Origin of the sequence: Novosphingobium sp. 32-60-15 (assembly GCF_002280675.1) — a bacterium.
Lineage (GTDB): Bacteria > Pseudomonadota > Alphaproteobacteria > Sphingomonadales > Sphingomonadaceae > Novosphingobium.
The window spans coordinates 46,908-64,444 of the sequence record NZ_NCEN01000007.1 but is presented as its reverse complement, the minus strand read 5'-3'; the positions used below and the strand labels follow the sequence as shown (position 1 = coordinate 64,444).

Annotated in this window: 20 protein-coding genes; 9 read left to right on the top strand and 11 right to left on the bottom strand. The window is 60.9% G+C overall.

Features of this window, described 5'->3' with window-relative positions; genetic code table 11:
- Nucleotides 1-3 precede the first annotated feature (3 nt).
- Nucleotides 4-1,311 carry a homoserine dehydrogenase gene (locus tag B7Y89_RS07295; RefSeq protein ID WP_292937153.1) on the bottom strand — a complete coding sequence of 436 codons (1,308 nt, stop codon included), beginning with the start codon at nt 1,309-1,311 and terminating at the stop codon, nt 4-6.
- A 73-nt stretch (nt 1,312-1,384) separates the two neighbouring features.
- Nucleotides 1,385-2,287 carry a hypothetical protein gene (locus B7Y89_RS07290; RefSeq protein ID WP_292937151.1) on the bottom strand — a complete coding sequence of 301 codons (903 nt, stop codon included), beginning with the start codon at nt 2,285-2,287 and terminating at the stop codon, nt 1,385-1,387.
- Nucleotides 2,288-2,633: 346 nt separating this feature from the next.
- Here B7Y89_RS07290 and B7Y89_RS07285 point away from each other — a divergent pair, with 346 nt between their 5' ends.
- From B7Y89_RS07285 to B7Y89_RS07270, 4 genes are all read left to right on the top strand, one after another.
- The gene (locus tag B7Y89_RS07285; RefSeq protein WP_292937149.1) at nt 2,634-3,296 is read left to right on the top strand and encodes an energy transducer TonB; all 663 of its coding nucleotides are present in this window, start codon (nt 2,634-2,636) and stop codon (nt 3,294-3,296) included.
- Between the two features lie 76 nt (nt 3,297-3,372).
- The gene (locus B7Y89_RS07280; protein ID WP_292937147.1) at nt 3,373-4,131 is read left to right on the top strand and encodes a MotA/TolQ/ExbB proton channel family protein; all 759 of its coding nucleotides are present in this window, start codon (nt 3,373-3,375) and stop codon (nt 4,129-4,131) included.
- 121 nt (nt 4,132-4,252) lie between these two features.
- On the top strand, nt 4,253-4,783 hold the full coding sequence (locus B7Y89_RS07275; RefSeq protein WP_292937145.1) for a biopolymer transporter ExbD: 531 nt from the start codon (nt 4,253-4,255) through the stop codon (nt 4,781-4,783).
- A 58-nt stretch (nt 4,784-4,841) separates the two neighbouring features.
- Entirely contained in the window at nt 4,842-5,279 is a 438-nt protein-coding gene (locus B7Y89_RS07270) for a biopolymer transporter ExbD (protein ID WP_292937143.1), read from the top strand.
- Between the two features lie 275 nt (nt 5,280-5,554).
- On the opposite strand, the gene B7Y89_RS07265 is transcribed toward B7Y89_RS07270, so the two are convergent.
- The 5 genes from B7Y89_RS07265 to B7Y89_RS07245 all read right to left on the bottom strand — a co-directional run bounded on the left by B7Y89_RS07265 (nt 5,555) and on the right by B7Y89_RS07245 (nt 11,595).
- Nucleotides 5,555-7,969: a ligase-associated DNA damage response DEXH box helicase gene (locus tag B7Y89_RS07265; RefSeq protein ID WP_292937141.1), complete on the bottom strand. Its 2,415-nt coding sequence runs from the start codon at nt 7,967-7,969 to the stop codon at nt 5,555-5,557.
- A gap of 34 nt (nt 7,970-8,003) precedes the next feature.
- On the bottom strand, nt 8,004-8,885 hold the full coding sequence (locus tag B7Y89_RS07260) for a hypothetical protein (RefSeq protein WP_292937139.1): 882 nt from the start codon (nt 8,883-8,885) through the stop codon (nt 8,004-8,006).
- A gap of 144 nt (nt 8,886-9,029) precedes the next feature.
- Nucleotides 9,030-10,433: a phosphoglucomutase/phosphomannomutase PgmG gene (gene pgmG / locus B7Y89_RS07255; protein WP_292937138.1), complete on the bottom strand. Its 1,404-nt coding sequence runs from the start codon at nt 10,431-10,433 to the stop codon at nt 9,030-9,032.
- A 50-nt stretch (nt 10,434-10,483) separates the two neighbouring features.
- Entirely contained in the window at nt 10,484-10,774 is a 291-nt protein-coding gene (locus B7Y89_RS07250) for a molecular chaperone DnaJ (protein WP_292937136.1), read from the bottom strand.
- Entirely contained in the window at nt 10,774-11,595 is an 822-nt protein-coding gene (locus B7Y89_RS07245; RefSeq protein WP_292937135.1) for a division plane positioning ATPase MipZ, read from the bottom strand. Before B7Y89_RS07245 ends, B7Y89_RS07250 begins: the two co-directional genes overlap by 1 nt.
- A 98-nt stretch (nt 11,596-11,693) precedes the next feature.
- On the opposite strand from B7Y89_RS07245, the gene panC reads away from it, so the two are divergent.
- Entirely contained in the window at nt 11,694-12,554 is an 861-nt protein-coding gene (gene panC / locus B7Y89_RS07240; RefSeq protein WP_292937133.1) for a pantoate--beta-alanine ligase, read from the top strand.
- 3 nt (nt 12,555-12,557) lie between these two features.
- Here the strand turns inward: panC and B7Y89_RS07235 are convergent, their stop codons facing one another.
- The 3 genes from B7Y89_RS07235 to B7Y89_RS07225 are packed head-to-tail and all read right to left on the bottom strand — an operon-like array spanning nt 12,558 to nt 14,595.
- Complete coding sequence (locus tag B7Y89_RS07235) at nt 12,558-13,406, bottom strand: metallophosphoesterase (RefSeq protein ID WP_292937132.1); 849 nt, start codon at nt 13,404-13,406, stop codon at nt 12,558-12,560.
- 35 nt (nt 13,407-13,441) lie between these two features.
- Nucleotides 13,442-14,293, bottom strand: coding sequence for a diacylglycerol kinase family protein (locus B7Y89_RS07230; RefSeq protein ID WP_292937131.1), 852 nt, complete (start codon nt 14,291-14,293; stop codon nt 13,442-13,444).
- A 35-nt stretch (nt 14,294-14,328) separates the two neighbouring features.
- Entirely contained in the window at nt 14,329-14,595 is a 267-nt protein-coding gene (locus B7Y89_RS07225; protein WP_292937130.1) for a hypothetical protein, read from the bottom strand.
- A 264-nt stretch (nt 14,596-14,859) separates the two neighbouring features.
- Between B7Y89_RS07225 and B7Y89_RS07220 the strand changes: the two genes are divergently transcribed.
- On the top strand, nt 14,860-15,156 hold the full coding sequence (locus B7Y89_RS07220) for a UrcA family protein (protein ID WP_292937129.1): 297 nt from the start codon (nt 14,860-14,862) through the stop codon (nt 15,154-15,156).
- A gap of 113 nt (nt 15,157-15,269) precedes the next feature.
- On the opposite strand, the gene B7Y89_RS07215 is transcribed toward B7Y89_RS07220, so the two are convergent.
- Nucleotides 15,270-15,764 (bottom strand): helix-turn-helix domain-containing protein, encoded by a 495-nt coding sequence (locus B7Y89_RS07215; protein ID WP_292937127.1) that lies wholly within the window; start codon nt 15,762-15,764, stop codon nt 15,270-15,272.
- 157 nt (nt 15,765-15,921) lie between these two features.
- Between B7Y89_RS07215 and B7Y89_RS07210 the strand changes: the two genes are divergently transcribed.
- From B7Y89_RS07210 to msrB, 3 genes are all read left to right on the top strand, one after another.
- The gene (locus B7Y89_RS07210) at nt 15,922-16,275 is read left to right on the top strand and encodes a hypothetical protein (RefSeq protein WP_292937125.1); all 354 of its coding nucleotides are present in this window, start codon (nt 15,922-15,924) and stop codon (nt 16,273-16,275) included.
- Nucleotides 16,244-17,071, top strand: a complete 828-nt coding sequence (locus B7Y89_RS07205) for a hypothetical protein (RefSeq protein WP_292937123.1) — start codon at nt 16,244-16,246, stop codon at nt 17,069-17,071. The genes B7Y89_RS07210 and B7Y89_RS07205 overlap by 32 nt, the downstream gene beginning before the upstream one ends.
- Nucleotides 17,072-17,132: 61 nt before the next feature.
- Nucleotides 17,133-17,531, top strand: a complete 399-nt coding sequence (gene msrB, locus B7Y89_RS07200; protein WP_292937121.1) for a peptide-methionine (R)-S-oxide reductase MsrB — start codon at nt 17,133-17,135, stop codon at nt 17,529-17,531.
- Nucleotides 17,532-17,537: the final 6 nt, after the last annotated feature.

Below are 17,537 nucleotides of genomic sequence, written 5' to 3'. Positions count from 1 at the left end.
GGTTCAGTCCCCCAGAATATGCATCACCAGCGGCGCTTCGGCCAGTGCGGGCGATCCATCAAGCAGGCGCAAGGCTTCGGTAATCGCGCTTTCCGGCCCTTCATGCGTGACCATTGCCACCATCACTTGCGCGTTTTCCGAATTGCCCTTTTGAATCAGGCTTTCGATGGAAACACCGGCATCGCGCATCGCAGCAGTAATCTCGGCCAGAACGCCGGGTCGATCTGCCACGTTGAAGCGGATATAGGCCTTGCCCGTGCGATGCCCGACATCGGCAGGCGCGGCGTGGTCCAGTTCGGCCACGGGGATGGAGAATGGCGCGCCAATATCGCCGCGCGCAATGTCGATAAGGTCGGCCACTACGGCGCTGGCAGTCGGGCCGTCACCGGCGCCTGCACCCTGAAACAGCAGGCGGCCCACGAAATTGCCCTCGGCCACAACCGCATTGGTCGCGCCATCCACATGCGCCAGCGGATGATCGCGATGGACAAGGTGCGGGTGGACGCGCTGGAACAGGCGGCGGTTGCCCCGTGCGTCAATCTCGGTCTGCGCCATGCCGATCAGGCGGATGTAATAGCCCAGCGCATCGGCCTGCGCGATATCGGCGGCCAGCACGCGGCGGATGCCGGTTGCCGCCACCGGTTTGAAATCAACCGCGGTACCAAACGCGATGGACGATAGGATCGCCAGCTTGTGTGCTGCATCAATCCCGTCGATATCGAAGCTGGGGTCTGCCTCGGCATAGCCCTTGGCCTGCGCTTCGGCCAGAACATCGGCGAAATCGCGGCCCGTATCCTCCATGGTGGAAAGGATATAATTGCAGGTGCCGTTCAGAATGCCATAGACCCGCGCGATCTCGTTGGCGGCAACGCCTTCTTTCAGGCCCTTGATCACCGGAATGCCGCCCGCCACCGCGGCTTCAAACTTCAGCGCCACTTTGGCCGCCTCGGCTTTGGTTGCCAATTCAACGCCGTGATGCGCGATCATCGCCTTGTTTGCGGTGACCAGCGCCTTGCCGGCTTCGAACGTCGTGCGCGCAAGGGCCAAGGCTGGACCATCGGCACCGCCCACCAGTTCAACCACAACATCAACATCCGGGCGTTCACCCAGAATGACCATGTCGTCTTCCCAGGCATAGCGCGAGACGTCAAAGCCACGGTCTTTGCTGCGGTTGCGGGCACTGACCACGGTGATGACAATGGGCCGACCCGCGCGGCGCGCGATCAGGTCGGCATTGGCCTCAATCACCCGGATCACCCCGCCGCCAACTGTACCAAGTCCGGCAAGTGCGATGCGCAAAGGTTCGCTCATATCTGTTCCGTCCGCCAAAATAGTCGCGCGCGCCTTAGGCGACAGGCGCGTGCGGGGCAACAGGGGGAAACGGTCAAGGCATCACCGCAGGGCGCGTCCGAGTGCATTCGCCCAGTTCGCGCAAGACAAAGGCATAGTCTTCGGCGGCCGCCCGCAATTCATCGGCGCTGCCTGAAAGTGTGGCGCTTTCCGGAATGGAGCGCGGCAAGAAACATGCAAGGCGATACCATGTTAATGTATCGCGCGCGGGCGGACGCGCCGCCTGGTCGACAATCTCGGACAAGCTAACCCCCCACGTCCGGCTCATGCCGGGGCGGCGGATCACTGATAGCGACACCGGCGCGCTGTTTTCGGTCTGCAGGAACAGCTGCGTCTCGCCCTCACCTGCCAGATTGCCGGGGACGAACAGGACTTCGCGCAGAGATTTGATCCGGGGCGGCGCGTCGGGCGAAAGCAATTCCGCCAGTATTGTGCGCACTTGCGCCTCAACTGCGGTGGACCACATGATCTGTGCACCACCATCCACCAACCGCAATTCCCCGGCACGTCCCGCAACAGTGCGGGCAAAAATCAGCATTTGCGCTTTCGACAACTTGGGCAGCTTGCCATTGGCGTCGAGAGGAATGTCGGCAAGGTAGCGCAAAGATTCGCCCATGGCCGGACCAAACAGCAATGCGGTTGTTCGCGCCTCGATCAGAACGCGCGCTACACCCGGTTGCAGTCCGGGGGCTTGTTCGGGCTTGAGGCGGCTCACTTTTCGCACTTGTACCCGTGCCACAACCTCTGCGGCATCAGACAGGCTGGCAAGATCAGCAAAGGTCAAAGTGTCTGAGACATCCTTAACAGGGGCGCTGACAGCGGGGCCAACGTCGCGAATCGCTCCTTGCTGGGTCATTGCTGATGTTGCTGGAATGCAGCCAGGCAGCCCCATCAAAGTGAGAGTGGACAGCGCAAATCGTAGTGCAGGCGTGGTCATGTCTTTATCTCCGGCGGGGTACGTGTACGCCGCCTTGCTTCGATTTGCGTCGATTTCAGCCAGTGCAACCATGAATCGACAGTTAACGGATAAAGCATTTGCGCCTCTTTGGCTTCGCCGTTAAGAATGCCCCTCGTTCGGGCAATCCAAAAACAAGCAGCCCGACGCTTGCCGCCGCCAACCCACCCGGGTTGCTGTCGGTGGACCGGGTTGCCGGCAGGGTGGATTGAAATTTGCTGGATTGGCTTTCGCGCAGATCACCGATCTGTCGTGCAGGCCCCACCTTGGTCAGGGCCGTATCCGCGTGCTCCGGGCCTTGGTGGGCGATCAGGAGTATTGGAGCTGTATGGCATACGTTGACCAACAGATGAGCGGTAACAAGGTGACCGCGCTCATCATCGTTGCGGTCCTTCATGTCGTTATCGGGTATGCGCTGGTCTCCGGGCTGGCGTCCGAGGCGTATGAGAAGGTGAAAGCAGTAACCTCGGCTGTTAATATCGAAGAAGAGAAGCCGCCGGAAGAACCGCCGCCGCCTCCTCCTCCTAAGGATGACACGCCCCCACCGCCGATCGTCGCGCCTCCGCCGCCGATCAGCTTTAACGCGCCTGCACCACAGGTGCAGACAGTCAACGAGGCGCCTCCCATGCCGCCTCCGCCGACGCCGGTTGCATTGCCAGCGCCGCCTGCTGCTCCGCCTGCTCCCCGGTTCCAACCCAAGGGTGCGGCACCAAAGGGCAATCCGGGCAATTGGGCGACGTCGAATGACTACCCCTCGCGTGCACTTCGCGAAGAGCGTGAAGGCACAACGGGTTTCCGTGTCACGGTGGGAACCGACGGCAAGGTGACTGACTGTCAGGTGACGCGTTCATCAGGCAGCCCCGATCTTGACGAAGCGGCCTGTGCCAACATTCGCCGCCGCGCGCGCTTTGCGCCCGCGACCGATGGTGATGGCAATCCCACTACGGGCTCATACTCGAACTCAATTCGCTGGGTCATTCCAAAGGACTGATCCAGCCGAACGGACACGAAAGCCCGTTCGACTGGCTTTCACGCACTTTGATTTGATTTGAAGAGGAAGACTCGCAATGTTCATCTACAGCCTTGCCGCTGCGGCCACCAACGCCGCGCCGCAGAAGTCCTTCGGCCTCATGGAAGCCCTGTTTCCAGACGGTAAGCCGAACTACATCGGCATCGCAACGCTCGTAATCCTCGGGATTATGTCGTTCGGTTCGTTCTACATCATGTTCACCAAGCTGTTCGAACAGAACAAGATCCTCAAGCAGTACGGCAACATCAGCAACTTCTGGCGCGCTCCATCGCTCCGTGAAGGCGCTGCAAAGCTCGACAAGAACAGCGCATGGCGCCAGGTTGTTGACGATGGCCTCAATGCCGAAGACCAGCACGGCAAGATGACCGATTCGATGGAAGCACACGATTGGCTCCACGGTTCGCTCGCCCGTTCGGAAGCATCGATCAACTCGAAGCTTGCTGGCGGCCTGCCGTTCCTTGCAACCGTGGGTGCAACGTCGCCATTCATCGGTCTGTTCGGTACCGTGGTCGGCATCTACAACGCTCTGATCGCTATCGGCCTTTCCGGTTCGGCATCGATCGACAAGGTTGCAGGCCCTGTGGGTGAAGCTCTGATCATGACCGCTCTCGGTCTGCTCGTGGCTGTTCCTGCCGTGCTCGCTTACAACTGGTTGCAGGCTCGCAACAAGAAGATCGCTGAACTGCTCTCGGGCTTCTCGACCGATCTTCTGGCGAACATCAATTCCAAGGGTGTAGTCAAGCCAGCTCTCAAGGCTGCGCCTGCTGCTACTCCGGCCGCTCCGGTCAAGAAGTAATTTTTGAAACCTCTGGTCGGCGCTAGACGCCGACCTGTTCTACGCGGGGCTTCTGCCGGAGCTCCTCCCATTGGGAAAGCTCCGGCAACTTCCGCGGATCAGAACAGATAGGATGTAACCCATGGCAATGTCTGTAGGCGGCGCTGGCGGTCAGGAACGCCCGATGTCGGACATCAACACCACGCCGCTCGTGGACGTGATGCTGGTGCTGCTGATCATCTTCCTCATCGCGGTGCCGGTCGCAATCCAGTCGATCGAAAAGCTTAAGGTGCCCGTCCTTCCCAGCGAGGAATCGCAGGACAAGGTTGATAACCTGATGCTTTCGGTCGTTTCGACAGACGCAGCGGGCCGCAGCCCAAGGGAGCCTGGTTATGACGGTTCCTCGCGCACTGGCCAATGCCGCGTCTATTTCAATAATCAAATCCCGGTCGACAACGAAGAACTCTACCAACAAGCTTTCAATCGCCTCGATGCGATCGTGAAGCGTGAAGGTGGTGCAGCCAACATGGATCCGGAACAGATCCCTGAAGTGCAGATCCGCGGGGACGTCAATGTTCCTTGGAAGTGCATCGCCGGGGCCATCTATAACGTCCAGATGGCTGGCTATCCCAAGGTCGGCTTCATCTCCACCCCGGTTGATCCGAACGGTTAAGCCCGCAAGGGTTTGACTGAACGCAACCGGGCCAGAGAACGAACAGGAGTACCTTAAGATGGGAATGAGCGCAGGCGCCGATGACGGCCAACCGATGATGGACATGAACACGACGCCGTTGATCGACGTCATGCTCGTGCTCCTCATCATGTTCATCATCACCATCCCCGTGGCCACCCACGCGGTGAATATCGACCTTCCGCAGCCTTCGCCGCCCACCAACGATGTTCAGATCGATCCGATCAAGAACAAGCTGGTGTTGTCGGCAACGAACACGATCCTCTGGAACGGTGCGCCGATCTCTGAAGGTCAGCTCGTATCGATCCTGCAATCGACCAAGGCGATCAACCCCGAGCCGGAACTCCAGTTCCAGCCCGAGGAATACGCCAGCTACGAGATCGCGAACCGCGTGATGAAGATCATCACCGATTCAAAGGTCACGAAGTTCGGCTTTGTCGGTAACGAAAACTTCGCGACGTTCCAGAAGGCCCAATAAGCCTTACGGAAAGCCTCACGTTTTCCAGCCGCAAGGTTGCACAAAACACGAAAAGGGAGCGGCGCAATCCGCTCCCTTTTTGCGTGGGGTTTGTGCCATCTCACAGAATGTGATGACTTTACACCGACCCAAAACAGGTCCCGTTCGTGTCGAGCGAAGTCGAGACACCGCGCCCAGTGTCTCGGCTTCGGGCTTGCAGCCCGAAGTTTATCCTGAGTTGGTCGAAGGGCTCGACACGAACGGACTTCTGGCGCTAACGGTCGCTATCAAGCCGCTCAATCCGCCCGCATCGCCGCCGCCGCAAGGCTCTCGGCCTCAAGCAGCATCTCATCATCCGCAGCGCCTGCGGGCAGCGTCTCACGCCCGATCATCACCAGCACCGGCACTGCCAAGGGGGAAACACGGTCCAGTTTCACATGCACCAGTTGTCCCGCCGCCCGATCCAGCAAATCGCCCAACCGCCCAACATCGGTCATCCGCGCCCGCGCATCGGCCCACGCCGCCTCGATCAACAAGTGATCCGGCTCATACTTGCGCAGCACATCATAGATCAGGTCAGTCGAGAACGTCACCTGTTTGCCGGTCTTGCGCTTGCCCGGATGTTGGCGCTCCACCAGTCCCGAAATGACCGCCACTTCGCGAAAGGCGCGCCGCAACAAGTGCGATTCCTGCACCCATTCCACAAACTCATCGGTCAGAATATCGGGTGATAGCAGCGGCACCGGATTGTCCACGGGACGCGCGCCCCATATCGCCAGCGCATAGTCGTTGGCGACAAAGCCTAGCGGCATCATCCCGCGTTCATTCATCCGGCGCGTTATCAACATGCCAAGCGACTGGTTCGCATTCCAGCCTTCGAACGTATAATAGACCGTGTAATGCCGCCCGTTGTGGGGAAAGCTCTCGGCCAGCAAGTCACCGGGGCCGGGCAGGCGGCTGCGCCAGTCCTGCATCTCCAGCCATTCGCGCACATCATCGGGAAAGCGCGCCCAACCCGCACGATCCACCATCAGCGCCCGTACACGTTCGGACAAGTGCGTTGTCAGCGGCAGCCGCGCTCCCATATAGCTGGGGATCTGTCCCGCCTTCTTGGCCGCGCGCACGATCAACTCAAGATCGCGCAACGCCTCAACCTCAAGGTCCATCCCGGCAAAGCGGATCGTATCGCCCGGTGAAAGCGAAGCACCGAAGCTTTCCTCAACTCTGCCCAGGCTGCGCCCGTTGCGGAACCGCACTTCCAGCATCTCGGAATCGATAATGATCCCCGCATTCAGCCGGTGCCGCGCGGCGTGTTCAGGGTGGACGAGCCGCCACGTGCCCTGCTTGTCGCGCACAATCCGCTTGAACCGGTCATAGGCGCGCAGCGAATAGCCACCCGTTGCCACAAATTCGAGCACCCGCGCCCACTGCGCCGCATCAATCCAGCGATAGGAGTAAGACGAGCGCACCTCGGCCAGCAATGCAGCCTCATCAAACGGCCCTGCACAGGCGCAAGCCATCACGTGCTGCGCCAGCACATCCAGCCCGCCGGCGCGGAAATCCTCACCATCGCGCTGCCCTTCTTCCACTGCCTCCTGTGCGGCAAAAGCCTCAAGAAATTCAAAGCGGTTGCCCGGAACCAACAGCGCACGACTGGCGCAATCCAGCCGATGATTGGCACGGCCGATGCGCTGCAACAGCCGCGACGATCCCTTGGGCGCTCCCATCTGCACAACCAGATCGATGTCACCCCAATCCACCCCCAGATCGAGGCTGGCAGTGCAGACAAGTCCGCGCAATTCCCCCCGCGCCATCGCCCCTTCCACCTTGCGCCGCGCCTCTTTCGAAAGCGAGCCATGGTGAATGCCGATGGGCAGCTTGTCGTCGTTCACATCCCACAGCAATTGGAAGATATATTCCGCCAAAAACCGTGTGTTAGTGAAAATCAGCGTGGTCTTGTTGCGGCGGATATCCTGATACAACTGCGGCACTGCCCAAGCTGCGGCATGGCCACCCCAAGGCACACGCTGGTCCTGTGGGTTCAGGATCAGGACTTCCGGCGGCGCCCCCACTTCTCCATGCACCAGCCGCACCGAAGCCGGGTCACCCTCAGGCCCCAGCCATCGGCGAAAGTCATCAGGATCAGCCACCGTCGCTGACAGCGCCACCCGCCGCATATCCGGCGCCAATGCCTGCAATCGGGCAAGCGACAGGGCCAGCAAGTCACCGCGCTTGCCTGTCGCGAACGCATGTACTTCATCAACTATAACGCGCTTCAACCCGGCAAACATCGTCGCGGATTCAGGATAGCTGAGCAGCAAGGACAGCGATTCAGGTGTGGTCAGCAGCACGTGCGGCGGCTTTGCCCGCTGCCGTGCCTTGCGATCGGACGGGGTATCGCCGCTGCGCGTCTCGACCCGCATTTTCAGCCCGATGTCATCAATCGGCGTCAGCAGATTGCGCTGCACATCATGCGCCAGCGCTTTCAGCGGCGAGACGTAGAGCGTGTGCAAACCGTCCCCCGGCGGCACATCTCCGGCAAAATCGGCCAGCGTTGGCAAAAACCCCGCCAGCGTCTTGCCCGCCCCCGTATCGGCCACCAGCAACGCATGATCGCCAGCCCGTGCAGCTTCCAGCATATCCCACTGATGCTGCCGCACGCGCCAGCCACGGCCTGCGAACCAGTCAGCGATAGATGGGGGAAGCGTCATTGCTGCCCTAGATAGGGAGCGCAAGACACGCGTACTAGGACAGGGACATGCGGATGGCCTGAATCACCACCATAAGGGTGATTACGGCCATCGCAGCTTTGACCAGCGGTCCAATATAGCCAGCCGAAGCGCCCTCTCGCTCCCACAAGGCTACACGCGACTGGTCAAAATGGCGCTCAAGTTCGGGGAAATTCTCGCGCACATGGGCAAGAAGCGCTGCCACATCGCGGGGCCTCACAAACCAGCCCCGGTGGCTGCGGAGCGGCGCTGGTGTCACCAATTCGGTCCAAGCCTTATGCAGCGGATGGCCAGAGGCGCCAACCTGTTCGGCAAAGCGCATTCCGCGCAAACGGCTGTTCAGCAGCGCAACGGCGGGGCGATCGCTCGATTGTCCGCGTTCGCCGTCCCATCCGAACACTTGCCCGGCACGTTCCACCAGGGGGGCAGACCGAGGCCAGCTTTGGCACAGCACATCGGCCAGCCAGGTGTCCATTTCAAGCAAAGCCGCCGCGCCAAGAGATTCGGCATTATGCAGCACGGCGTTCAAGTGCCCACGTGCCATCGCCTCTTCCCAACCTTGCAAGGGCGGGTGTGCCGCCGCTGCGCCATCGGGCAAAAGCAGCCGTCGCAGCGCTTGCTGGTGAGCCCATGCGGGCATGACGGCATCGGCATTTTGCTCCAGCCCCAACAGCACGGGGCGGGTGAACGGATCGCGCGCCATCGCAATGGCTTGTTCGGCAGGTGCCTGCGCCGCAGCAAAACCGCGCGTAACGTCAAGCGACTGCGTGCTCTCGCCCAGCCGTGTGGTCAGCGTCGGTTCGGACAGGCCCTTTGCCTGAGGCGCACTGTATAGCCAGCTTGAAGGCTCGGCCTTTGCCGGGGGTGGCGCATCATCCATCAGTTCGGCCTGCATCACGCCCCTGTATCAAGGTGCGTTGCATGACGACAACCGCGTAATTGGCGGTTCCAAGATCGATCCCACTGAACATTGCCGTCCTCGTAACTCGCCCGCACTGATGCGTCAGCGCGATTGCCCTTGGCAAGCGCAAAGCATCTGGTTCTAATGCCCGAATTGCGAACCGCGGGTGATGCCTGATAGCGCCAGTTGCGCGTCGGCTTGGGACAGCAGCCGCGCGAGACCATCGGCGCTGCGGCTTTCGGCGCGGACAACGAGCACATCCTGTGTATTCGAAGCGCGCAACAGCCACCACCCATCGGGCGTATCGACGCGAACACCGTCGATGTCGTTCATACACGCATCGTCTTTGCGCAGCCGCTCCGCCACTTCGGCCACCACTGCAAACTTGCGCGCTTCATCAACCTGAAACCGCAATTCCGGTGTATTGACCATGTCCGGCAAGTCGCTGCGCATCTGCGTGACCGACTTGTTCAGGCGGGCGGTGGCGGCGATCAGGCGCACGGCAGCATAGACCGCATCGTCAAAACCGTAATAGCGGTCGGCAAAACAGACATGGCCGCTCATTTCTCCACCGAGTAGCGCACCAGTTTCGTTCATTTTGGATTTTATCAGCGAGTGCCCCGTTTTCCACATGAGCGGAACGCCACCGAGCGCTGAAATCCGCTCAAACAGCGCGCTGCTGGACTTCACATCGCCGATTATCATTGCTCCGGGCGCTGTTTTCAGCACGTCTTCGGCAAAAATGCCGAGCAGTTGATCGCCCCAGATTGTGCGGCCAGATCCGTCGATAACTCCAATTCGGTCGCCATCTCCGTCGAATGCTATTCCGAAGTCGAGGTTTCCTGTCGCGACAGCCTGCACAAGATCGGAGAGATTTGCCTCAACAGTCGGATCAGGATGATGGTTGGGAAAATGGCCGTCCACAAGCGTGAACAGCAAGACATGGTGTCCGGGCAAACGGGCGGTCAAGGCCTCGACGACGGGGCCGGCCGCGCCGTTGCCGGTATCCCAGCCGATGCGCAGGCCCTCCAGCAGGGTTTGGTCGATCCCGTCCAGCCCGCCGAGCAAGCGGTCGACGTAAGCATCCAAGATGGCAACATCGGTGACGTGGCCATTGCCCGATACCCAACTGCCTTCATCGGCAATGCGCCCGAGATCGACTATATCGGCCCCGAAGAACGCTCTCCCTTCAAGTACCGCCTTGAAGCCATTGTGATTGGCGGGATTGTGGCTGCCGGTTACCTGAATGCCGCCCTGTATGTCTGGAAGTGACGCGGCGGCGTAATACAGCATCGGGGTTGGCCCCATGCCGATCCGCACAACGTCCATACCGCTGGCAGTAAGCCCTTCGACCAATGCGTGTTCCAGGACAGGCGAACTTAACCGCCCGTCATAGCCCACAACAACGCGTCTGCCGCCCGTTTGCGCCACGCGCGTTCCGAAACTGCGGCCGATGGCGTGAGCGTCATCGGTGCCCAGCGTCTCACCAAACACGCCGCGAATGTCGTATTCGCGCAGGATCGTGGGATCAAAGCTGTGGCGCATGGACCGGCTCCTATCAAACGTGACGCAACCGGATAAACGCGGCGTCGTGCTTAGCCGTTCCGGCGATCACCCAGACGGGCCAGCAGCAGATCACGTGCCGCATTGGCTTCGTGCACGGCTTCGTTCGATCCGCCGCGATCGGGGTGGACTTGTGTAATCAGGCGGCGGTGCGCCTCGACCACGTCATCGTACCCCGCCGAGGCCGGAATGCCCAGCAAGTTGCGCGCTTTCGCCTCGGCGTTCATGCGCGGATCGCCCATGAGCAGTTCCCACGGCCAGCGCCCGGCCAGCATTTTGCAAGCGATGCTGACAAGGGCGACAAGCGCGAGGATTTTGATCATCAGGCTGCGGTTTCCAGCGCGGCGGTGGCTGTTGTCGCTTTGGCCGGTGTCGGCAGTTTCAGGCCGGCAACCAAAGTGCGCAGTTCTTGCCGCGCGACAAGGTGGCTGGTGCCCAGTTCGCCCAAGTGGCCTTTATCCAGCAGGGTAAGGCCCGACGGGAAAAGTTCGCGATAGATCACGCGTTCTGACAGGCCGCTGGCAATGCGAAAGCCGACGCGCTTGGACAATTCGGTCAGCGCCTGATCGATGCGCCGCTGGTTGCGCGCTTCGGTATAGCCGGTGCGGTTGCGCACCACGACCCAGTCCATCTCGCGGCGCGAATCCTTGATCGTGGCCATCGCCCGCTTCTTGCGCGCTTCCCAGATGAGTTCGGCATAAAAGGACAGGCGGCGCACCTTGAAGGTTTCTGCGTCCACCTGGCCGATCAGATCGAAATCGACGAAGCTGTCATTCAGGGGCGTGACCAGCGTATCGGCGCGGGTGGCGACATGGCGGGCCAAGGGATCGTCACGGCCAGGCGTGTCATAGACGATGAAATCGTGCGTTTCTGAAAGCCGCTCGCTTAATCCGTCAAGCTCATCAATGCTTTGTCCGTCATAGACTTCAAAATTGGCGGTCGGCAGCTTTATGGACCTACGGCGCATGGTTTCGGCGCGGTTTTCAAGATAACGGTGCATCGTGCGCTGTCGGGCATCAAGATCGATCGCGGCAACACGTGCGCCCTGATAAGCCAGTGCCACGGCCACGTGGACAGCAGTGGTTGACTTGCCAGTGCCGCCTTTTTCGTTGGCAAAGACGATGCGATGGGGGCCTGTCGTCAAGGAGCATACTCTCTGTTGTGATGCGCGGGTCGGACTTGCGAGAGACGTCTTGCCCCCGTATCGCCCTTCCTCACGGACTTAGTGGAGAGGGGCCTCGCGTGCAAACCATCAAACGGCTTGTTGAGCTACGCGAAGCGGTCGATGCGCTCAAAAACGGGGGAAAAAGTGTTGCACTTGTCCCCACAATGGGCGCGTTGCATGAAGGACACCTGACCCTGGTGCGTGAAGCGGCGCGGCGGGCAGACCACGTCATCGCCTCGATTTTCGTCAATCCGCGCCAGTTCGGGCCGAACGAGGATCTTGATGCCTACCCGCGCCGGTTGGCCGCCGATGCGGCGCTGCTGGAGGCTGAAGGCGTTGCGGTGCTTTGGGCGCCGACTGTCGATCAGATGTACCCTGATGGCTATGCCACCAACATTTCGGTTTCGGGCGTCAGCGAGGTGGCTTGCGGTGCGGCAAGGCCGGGGCATTTTGATGGCGTGGCCACGGTGGTGTGCAAGCTGTTCAATCAGGTCCGTCCCGATCTGGCCTTGTTTGGCGAAAAGGACTGGCAGCAACTGGCCGTGATCCGCCGCATGGCCCGCGACCTTGATCTGACGTTACCCCATGCCGATGCGATCATCGGCGTGCCCACGGTGCGCGAAGCCAGCGGCCTCGCCATGAGCAGCCGCAACCAGTACCTGACGCCGGCCGAGCGCGATCAGGCTGCGGGTCTGTCTGCTGCGATGCGCCGGACGATTGCCGCGATTGAAGGCGGGGCGGATGTTTCGGCCAGCCTTGCCAACCTTGAAGCAGACATTCTGGCTGCGGGTTTCCTGTCCGTCGATTACGCCGACTTGCGCGATGCAGTCACGCTGGAGGAATTGGCGACGTTCACTGGTCAAGCGGCGCGATTGCTGGTGGCCGCCCGCATCGGCGGCACACGACTGATCGACAACATGGGACTTGGGCCGAACTGACGTTCAATAAACCGGCGGATCAATTTCCGGCACAGCACCGACCGGCGCAACGGGTTCACCCCGAAGGCGCGGCGGCATTGCATTTTCAGGCACATCGTCAATTTGCATGTCGCGCGTGCGCACATGTTCAAGGTTGCGCACGCGCACTTTGATATCACCGTCTTTCAGCGTCAATTCGTTGAAGCTGGGCGGGGTGGAGCGCACCCGCTGCGACAGGGTGCCCGCGCCGATCATCCGCACCGGACCGTTTGGCGTCGGGTGGATTAGGTCAAACGGATCGTGGACATGGCCTGACAGCACGGCGCAAACATTGCGGCTGGCAAGGGCTGCCAGTGCGCGGCTGCCGCCACGGGTCAACGCTTTACCCCGCGTTCCGGCCTCTACCAGCGGATGATGGCAGGCAACCACGGCGCGGGTGCCCGATGGTAGCGCGTCAATCGCTGCCAGCGTGTGGTTCAACGCAGCCTTGCCGACCGTCCCTTTGGACCAGTTGAGCCGCCATTGGGCGCGGGCCGTGGTTTTCAGCGGCACAATGGCCACGCCGGGCAAGTCGATCTCGCGCTCAAGCAAAGACTGGATGGCGTCAAACCGGCGATAGGGATCGAAAAAGCGTTCAATCAGGTTGAAATAGGGCAGGTCGTGATTGCCGACTTCCACTGTCACCGGAACGTCGAGCGACTTTATCCAGTCAACTGCCGCTGCATATTCACGGTGGCGGGCACGCATCGTCAGGTCACCGGTGATCGATACTGCATCTGGCTTTTCGCGGGCGATGCATTGCGCCACCCAATCCAGCGCGCGGCGATCTTCCAGTCCGAAATGAATGTCGCTGATATGGAACAGGCGGGTCATGACGGACGGGTTGATCGACGTTCGGGCACGCCGCGTCAATCCCCGCCGGGTTTTGTCGTGATAAAGTCCACCGGAAACATGATGCGTTCGAACTTTTCAGCCGTCTCGCCTTGCCTGCGTTCTCCATCAATCATCAAGGCGATGGGGCCACTGCTGCGGCAATCAATCACGTCAAAGTGGCCCAGATCATCATGCGGTCCCTGCCGGAAATCCCGCTTCACCAGCATCGCAAACCCTTGGGCGGCAAAGTCTGCAAGGTCAGCAAAGTCATAGCCTTCGGCCAGCAATCCGCTGCCTTCAGGCGCAACACGCAGCGCGCGGTAACCATCGGCCTTGGCCGACGCGCTGTTGGCGATCGTGACGCCGGGGCCTTCACGCGTTTCTCGCAAGGCGCTGGAGAACGTCTCGGCAATGGCGCCCAGATCAAAGTCACGCACGCCTTCGCGCACATCGGCCCACATCGCGCCGGGGCCTGCCAAGACTTCAACCAGCGCCGTGCCTTGCGAGGTGCGGACGGCAGGGCGACTGGCGCGGCGGCATGTTCCTGCAGCAAGGTGATCGACAATGGTTTGCGCCGAAACATCGCCGTGCAAGGCTTTTGACAGCAAGTTCATCGTGCCGCCGGGAAGGACCAGCAAAGCGCCATCCCAGCCTTCGGCCTTGGTCGCCGCCGAATTGATCGTGCCATCGCCCGTGAACACCGCCAGCGTTTTTACGCCGGCTGCAGCCAAAGCCATGCCGGTGGGCAAGTCCTCATCAGGAAAGCGGATGACGCGATCAGGCGCACAGCCAGCCGCATCCAGCGATGCAACCAATGCATCGACCGCAGACGGGCTGTAGCTGCCGCTCGCCGAATTGATGATCAGCCAAAGGGGGGAGTGTTCCATAGTCGCCCTAAAACCGGCAGATCCGGCGTTGGTTCCTAAACCTTGTTGGTCAGGATGAGATAGGCCGAAAAGCTGTTGAGCACCGAATAGATGACATAGGCGATCGGCCCGCTCACCACGCCATCTGCCGCAAACATCAAGGCGGCAAACAGCAGCATGAATTCCACGATCATCGTGAAGCGTCCGCCCAGCGCGTGGTAAAACCACGGCATTTTTCCAAGCAGCGGGTGGCCGCTGTCCATGACGGCGTGGTGCAGCGCAAAGTTACCAATGCCCAATAGGAATGTGATGAGAATCGCCATTGCTACTGACGATATGGTTTTGTCAGCCAAATGTCACACGTGCAGTTCGTGGATTGGAAAATGTCGTTCGTCGGACATGGGCGGCACTCGTCGGACGTTACGGAAAGCTGGTCGAGGTGCGCGCGCTTTCAAGGGCTTATCCACCTAGAGAAAATGCATGCGGTGGCCCACCAGCCCCAATCGACCCCCGACGCCAGACTGGTCCGGTCATCGCAAACACTCTCTTGCCGGATGTGCTCCGGCCCTTGTTTGAAGGACGACGCCATGATCCGCAATTCAATGATCGCCGCTAGCCTGCTTGGTCTTGCTTTGTCTGCCAGCCAGCCCGCGTTTGCCGGCACCCGCACCGTACATTACGCCGATCTCGATCTGACGACGCAAGCCGGCCAGTCCAAGCTCGACGCGCGCCTTAAAACAGCAGCCAAGGCGGTGTGTGACCTGAACCGCAAGGATGCCTCGGCAGCCGAAGCTGAAGCTGGCCGCGAGTGCTTTGCCAAGGCGCTGGCTGACGCCCGCCGTGCCAAGTCGAACATCAAGCCGACGGCGCTTGCGACACGCTGAGGCGCACGACTTATCGCTAAGTCCGGCGGACCAGTCCCCCGTTCGGGCCAAACTCAAGGGGTCATCGGAAAGCCGGTGACCCTTCCTTTTCGGAAATTAGCGCCTTTTCGGGATTATCCGGCTTCGTGTAATCTGGCCGGTGCCTGTGCGGCTTCCAGTTCGGCACGGTCGCGCCACATCAGGCCTTCGGGTGACAGGATGCGGCCATCCTGGGCGTGAATGCCGATGGTGGCGATTGGCAAGCCGTCACGCGCATCGCACAGCACAGGGTTGGCCGGAACGCCCAGTTGCCACTTTTCGCCCCATTGGCGCAGGGCAAGCATGGCGGGCAGCAAGTCCAGGCCTTTGGGCGTCAGGCGATATTCGATGCGCCGGCGATCATCGGCGCAATGTTCGCGCTTCAGAATGCCGACCTCGACCAGCCGCGACAGGCGATTGGACAGGATGTTGCGGGCGATGCCAAGCGCTTCGAGGAAATCCTCAAAATGGCGCACGCCGTTGAAGGCTGCGCGCAGGATCATGAACGACCAGCGTTCGCCCATCGCTTCAAGAGCGAGGGGCAGACCACATTGGGCGATTTCATGCAGCGGTTCGCGGAGCTTTTCCATGGTTTAGTTGACATAACACATGCGTAGGACCTTTATAAGTTTCTAGTTGCAACTTGCAACTTACATAGATAAGTAGCGATTCGCAACGGAAATAGCATCCTCTCCAAGCCTGCCAATGTTTCCGAAGCCCCACAGGGACAAGTTCAGGGGAACGACCATGATTTTTGCGAACACGACAGACACTTACAGAAAGCTGCTTCCGGCTGCGCTCGCCTTGATCGGCGCTGGCGCAAGCTTTGCCGCCACGGCTGCGCCGGTTCGGGCAGCCAATGGCCCGTTCTATTCCGCCACGCTGACCCGCCCGATGGATGGCGCGCAAAAGGTTATCCAGAAAGGCGTGCTGTGGAAGTGCGAGGGCGCTGATTGCACCGCCCCGCGTGACACATCGCGCCCGGTGATGGTCTGCGCGCGGCTGGTGCAAAAGGTCGGGCCAGTCACGCGCTTTGCCACACCGCAAGGGGAACTGGCCGCGCCAGACCTTGCCCGCTGCAATGAATCAGCGGCGGATTAAGTCGAACTCCAGCGCTGGCCGGACACGCACCCTGTCTGGCCAGCCAACCTGCAAGGGCCACGAACAGCGCGTCTGTTCGTGGCTTCTTTTTGGCGTTACCACAGCGCCCATGCATATTCTGACGGTCCTATCGCTTTTTGCACTCACGCCGGCGGCACTGGCGCAAAGCGCTGCACCGGTGCTGCCGGATTTATCGCGCCTGACCGATGATCACCGCGCCATGTTGCGCTGCGGGGCGGCGTTTGCGATTGTCGCGACGACACAGGCGAGTGGCGAATCCGTTGCCGGATGGCCGCCGCTGTCCGTGCGCGGCAAACGCTACTTCATCGATGCCGGGGTGGCCGTGATGCAAGGCGCCACGCTTGACCGGATTGCGGTGCGTGACCTGATCGCCGCCGACGTGCGGGCATTGCAGACCGCAGCCGATCCTGATGCAGCCTTGGCGGCGCTGGCAAAGCCATGCCTTGCGCAGCTTGATGCCACCGTCCCGCCACTGGCCAAACCGGGCTTGCGGCAATGCGCCGCCATCATGGCGCTGGCGTACGAAGAAGTTTACGCCCGCGAAGGCCTGAGCGCGGCGGCGCGCGATCTTAAAACGCTGGCGTCTGTACTGGCGGCGCGTGAACGCGAGGCGTTGCTGGCGCAAGGCCAGACCGGCGATGCTGCCGACCGTGCGCTGGCGCAAGCGCGCGATGCGCTGGTGGCAGAAGCGGGCGATGGCAAAGGCGGCATCGACAAGTACGAAATCGCCCATTGCTATGAATTGGCCAAGCCGGACGAGAAAAAGCACTATTAAAGCAGGCGGCATTGAGCAGGGCAGGGCGGGCCCCCATATCCCCGCCAAAGGAGATTCACAAATGTCCGATAAACTCAATTTGTCCGAAGCCGAATGGCGTGAACGCCTGACGCCAGAACAGTATCACGTGTTGCGCCAGGGCGGGACCGAGCGCGCTTTCACCGGCGCTTATGAAAAGAACAAGGCTGCAGGGGATTACACTTGCGCAGGGTGCGGTGCGCCTTTGTTCACGTCCGATACCAAGTATGACAGCGGTTCGGGCTGGCCCAGCTTCTATGCGCCGCTAGAGGCCGATGTTGTCGATGAACATCGCGATACTGCGCATGGCATGGTCCGCACCGAAGTGCGCTGTGCGCGTTGCGATGGTCACCTTGGCCATGTCTTCCCTGATGGACCTGCGCCCACCGGCCTGCGCTATTGCATGAACAGCGCCTCGCTGGATTTTGTGCCGAAGGACTGAACATCT

Coding starts and splice junctions, on each gene's coding strand:
- B7Y89_RS07295 (WP_292937153.1), bottom strand. CDS start 1,311: ATGAGCGAACCTTTGCGCATCGCACTTGCCGGACTTGGTACAGTTGGC.
- B7Y89_RS07290 (WP_292937151.1), bottom strand. CDS start 2,287: ATGACCACGCCTGCACTACGATTTGCGCTGTCCACTCTCACTTTGATG.
- B7Y89_RS07285 (WP_292937149.1), top strand. CDS start 2,634: ATGGCATACGTTGACCAACAGATGAGCGGTAACAAGGTGACCGCGCTC.
- B7Y89_RS07280 (WP_292937147.1), top strand. CDS start 3,373: ATGTTCATCTACAGCCTTGCCGCTGCGGCCACCAACGCCGCGCCGCAG.
- B7Y89_RS07275 (WP_292937145.1), top strand. CDS start 4,253: ATGGCAATGTCTGTAGGCGGCGCTGGCGGTCAGGAACGCCCGATGTCG.
- B7Y89_RS07270 (WP_292937143.1), top strand. CDS start 4,842: ATGGGAATGAGCGCAGGCGCCGATGACGGCCAACCGATGATGGACATG.
- B7Y89_RS07265 (WP_292937141.1), bottom strand. CDS start 7,969: ATGACGCTTCCCCCATCTATCGCTGACTGGTTCGCAGGCCGTGGCTGG.
- pgmG (WP_292937138.1), bottom strand. CDS start 10,433: ATGCGCCACAGCTTTGATCCCACGATCCTGCGCGAATACGACATTCGC.
- B7Y89_RS07250 (WP_292937136.1), bottom strand. CDS start 10,774: ATGATCAAAATCCTCGCGCTTGTCGCCCTTGTCAGCATCGCTTGCAAA.
- B7Y89_RS07235 (WP_292937132.1), bottom strand. CDS start 13,406: ATGACCCGCCTGTTCCATATCAGCGACATTCATTTCGGACTGGAAGAT.
- B7Y89_RS07230 (WP_292937131.1), bottom strand. CDS start 14,293: ATGGAACACTCCCCCCTTTGGCTGATCATCAATTCGGCGAGCGGCAGC.
- B7Y89_RS07225 (WP_292937130.1), bottom strand. CDS start 14,595: ATGGCGATTCTCATCACATTCCTATTGGGCATTGGTAACTTTGCGCTG.
- B7Y89_RS07220 (WP_292937129.1), top strand. CDS start 14,860: ATGATCCGCAATTCAATGATCGCCGCTAGCCTGCTTGGTCTTGCTTTG.
- B7Y89_RS07215 (WP_292937127.1), bottom strand. CDS start 15,764: ATGGAAAAGCTCCGCGAACCGCTGCATGAAATCGCCCAATGTGGTCTG.
- B7Y89_RS07210 (WP_292937125.1), top strand. CDS start 15,922: ATGATTTTTGCGAACACGACAGACACTTACAGAAAGCTGCTTCCGGCT.
- msrB (WP_292937121.1), top strand. CDS start 17,133: ATGTCCGATAAACTCAATTTGTCCGAAGCCGAATGGCGTGAACGCCTG.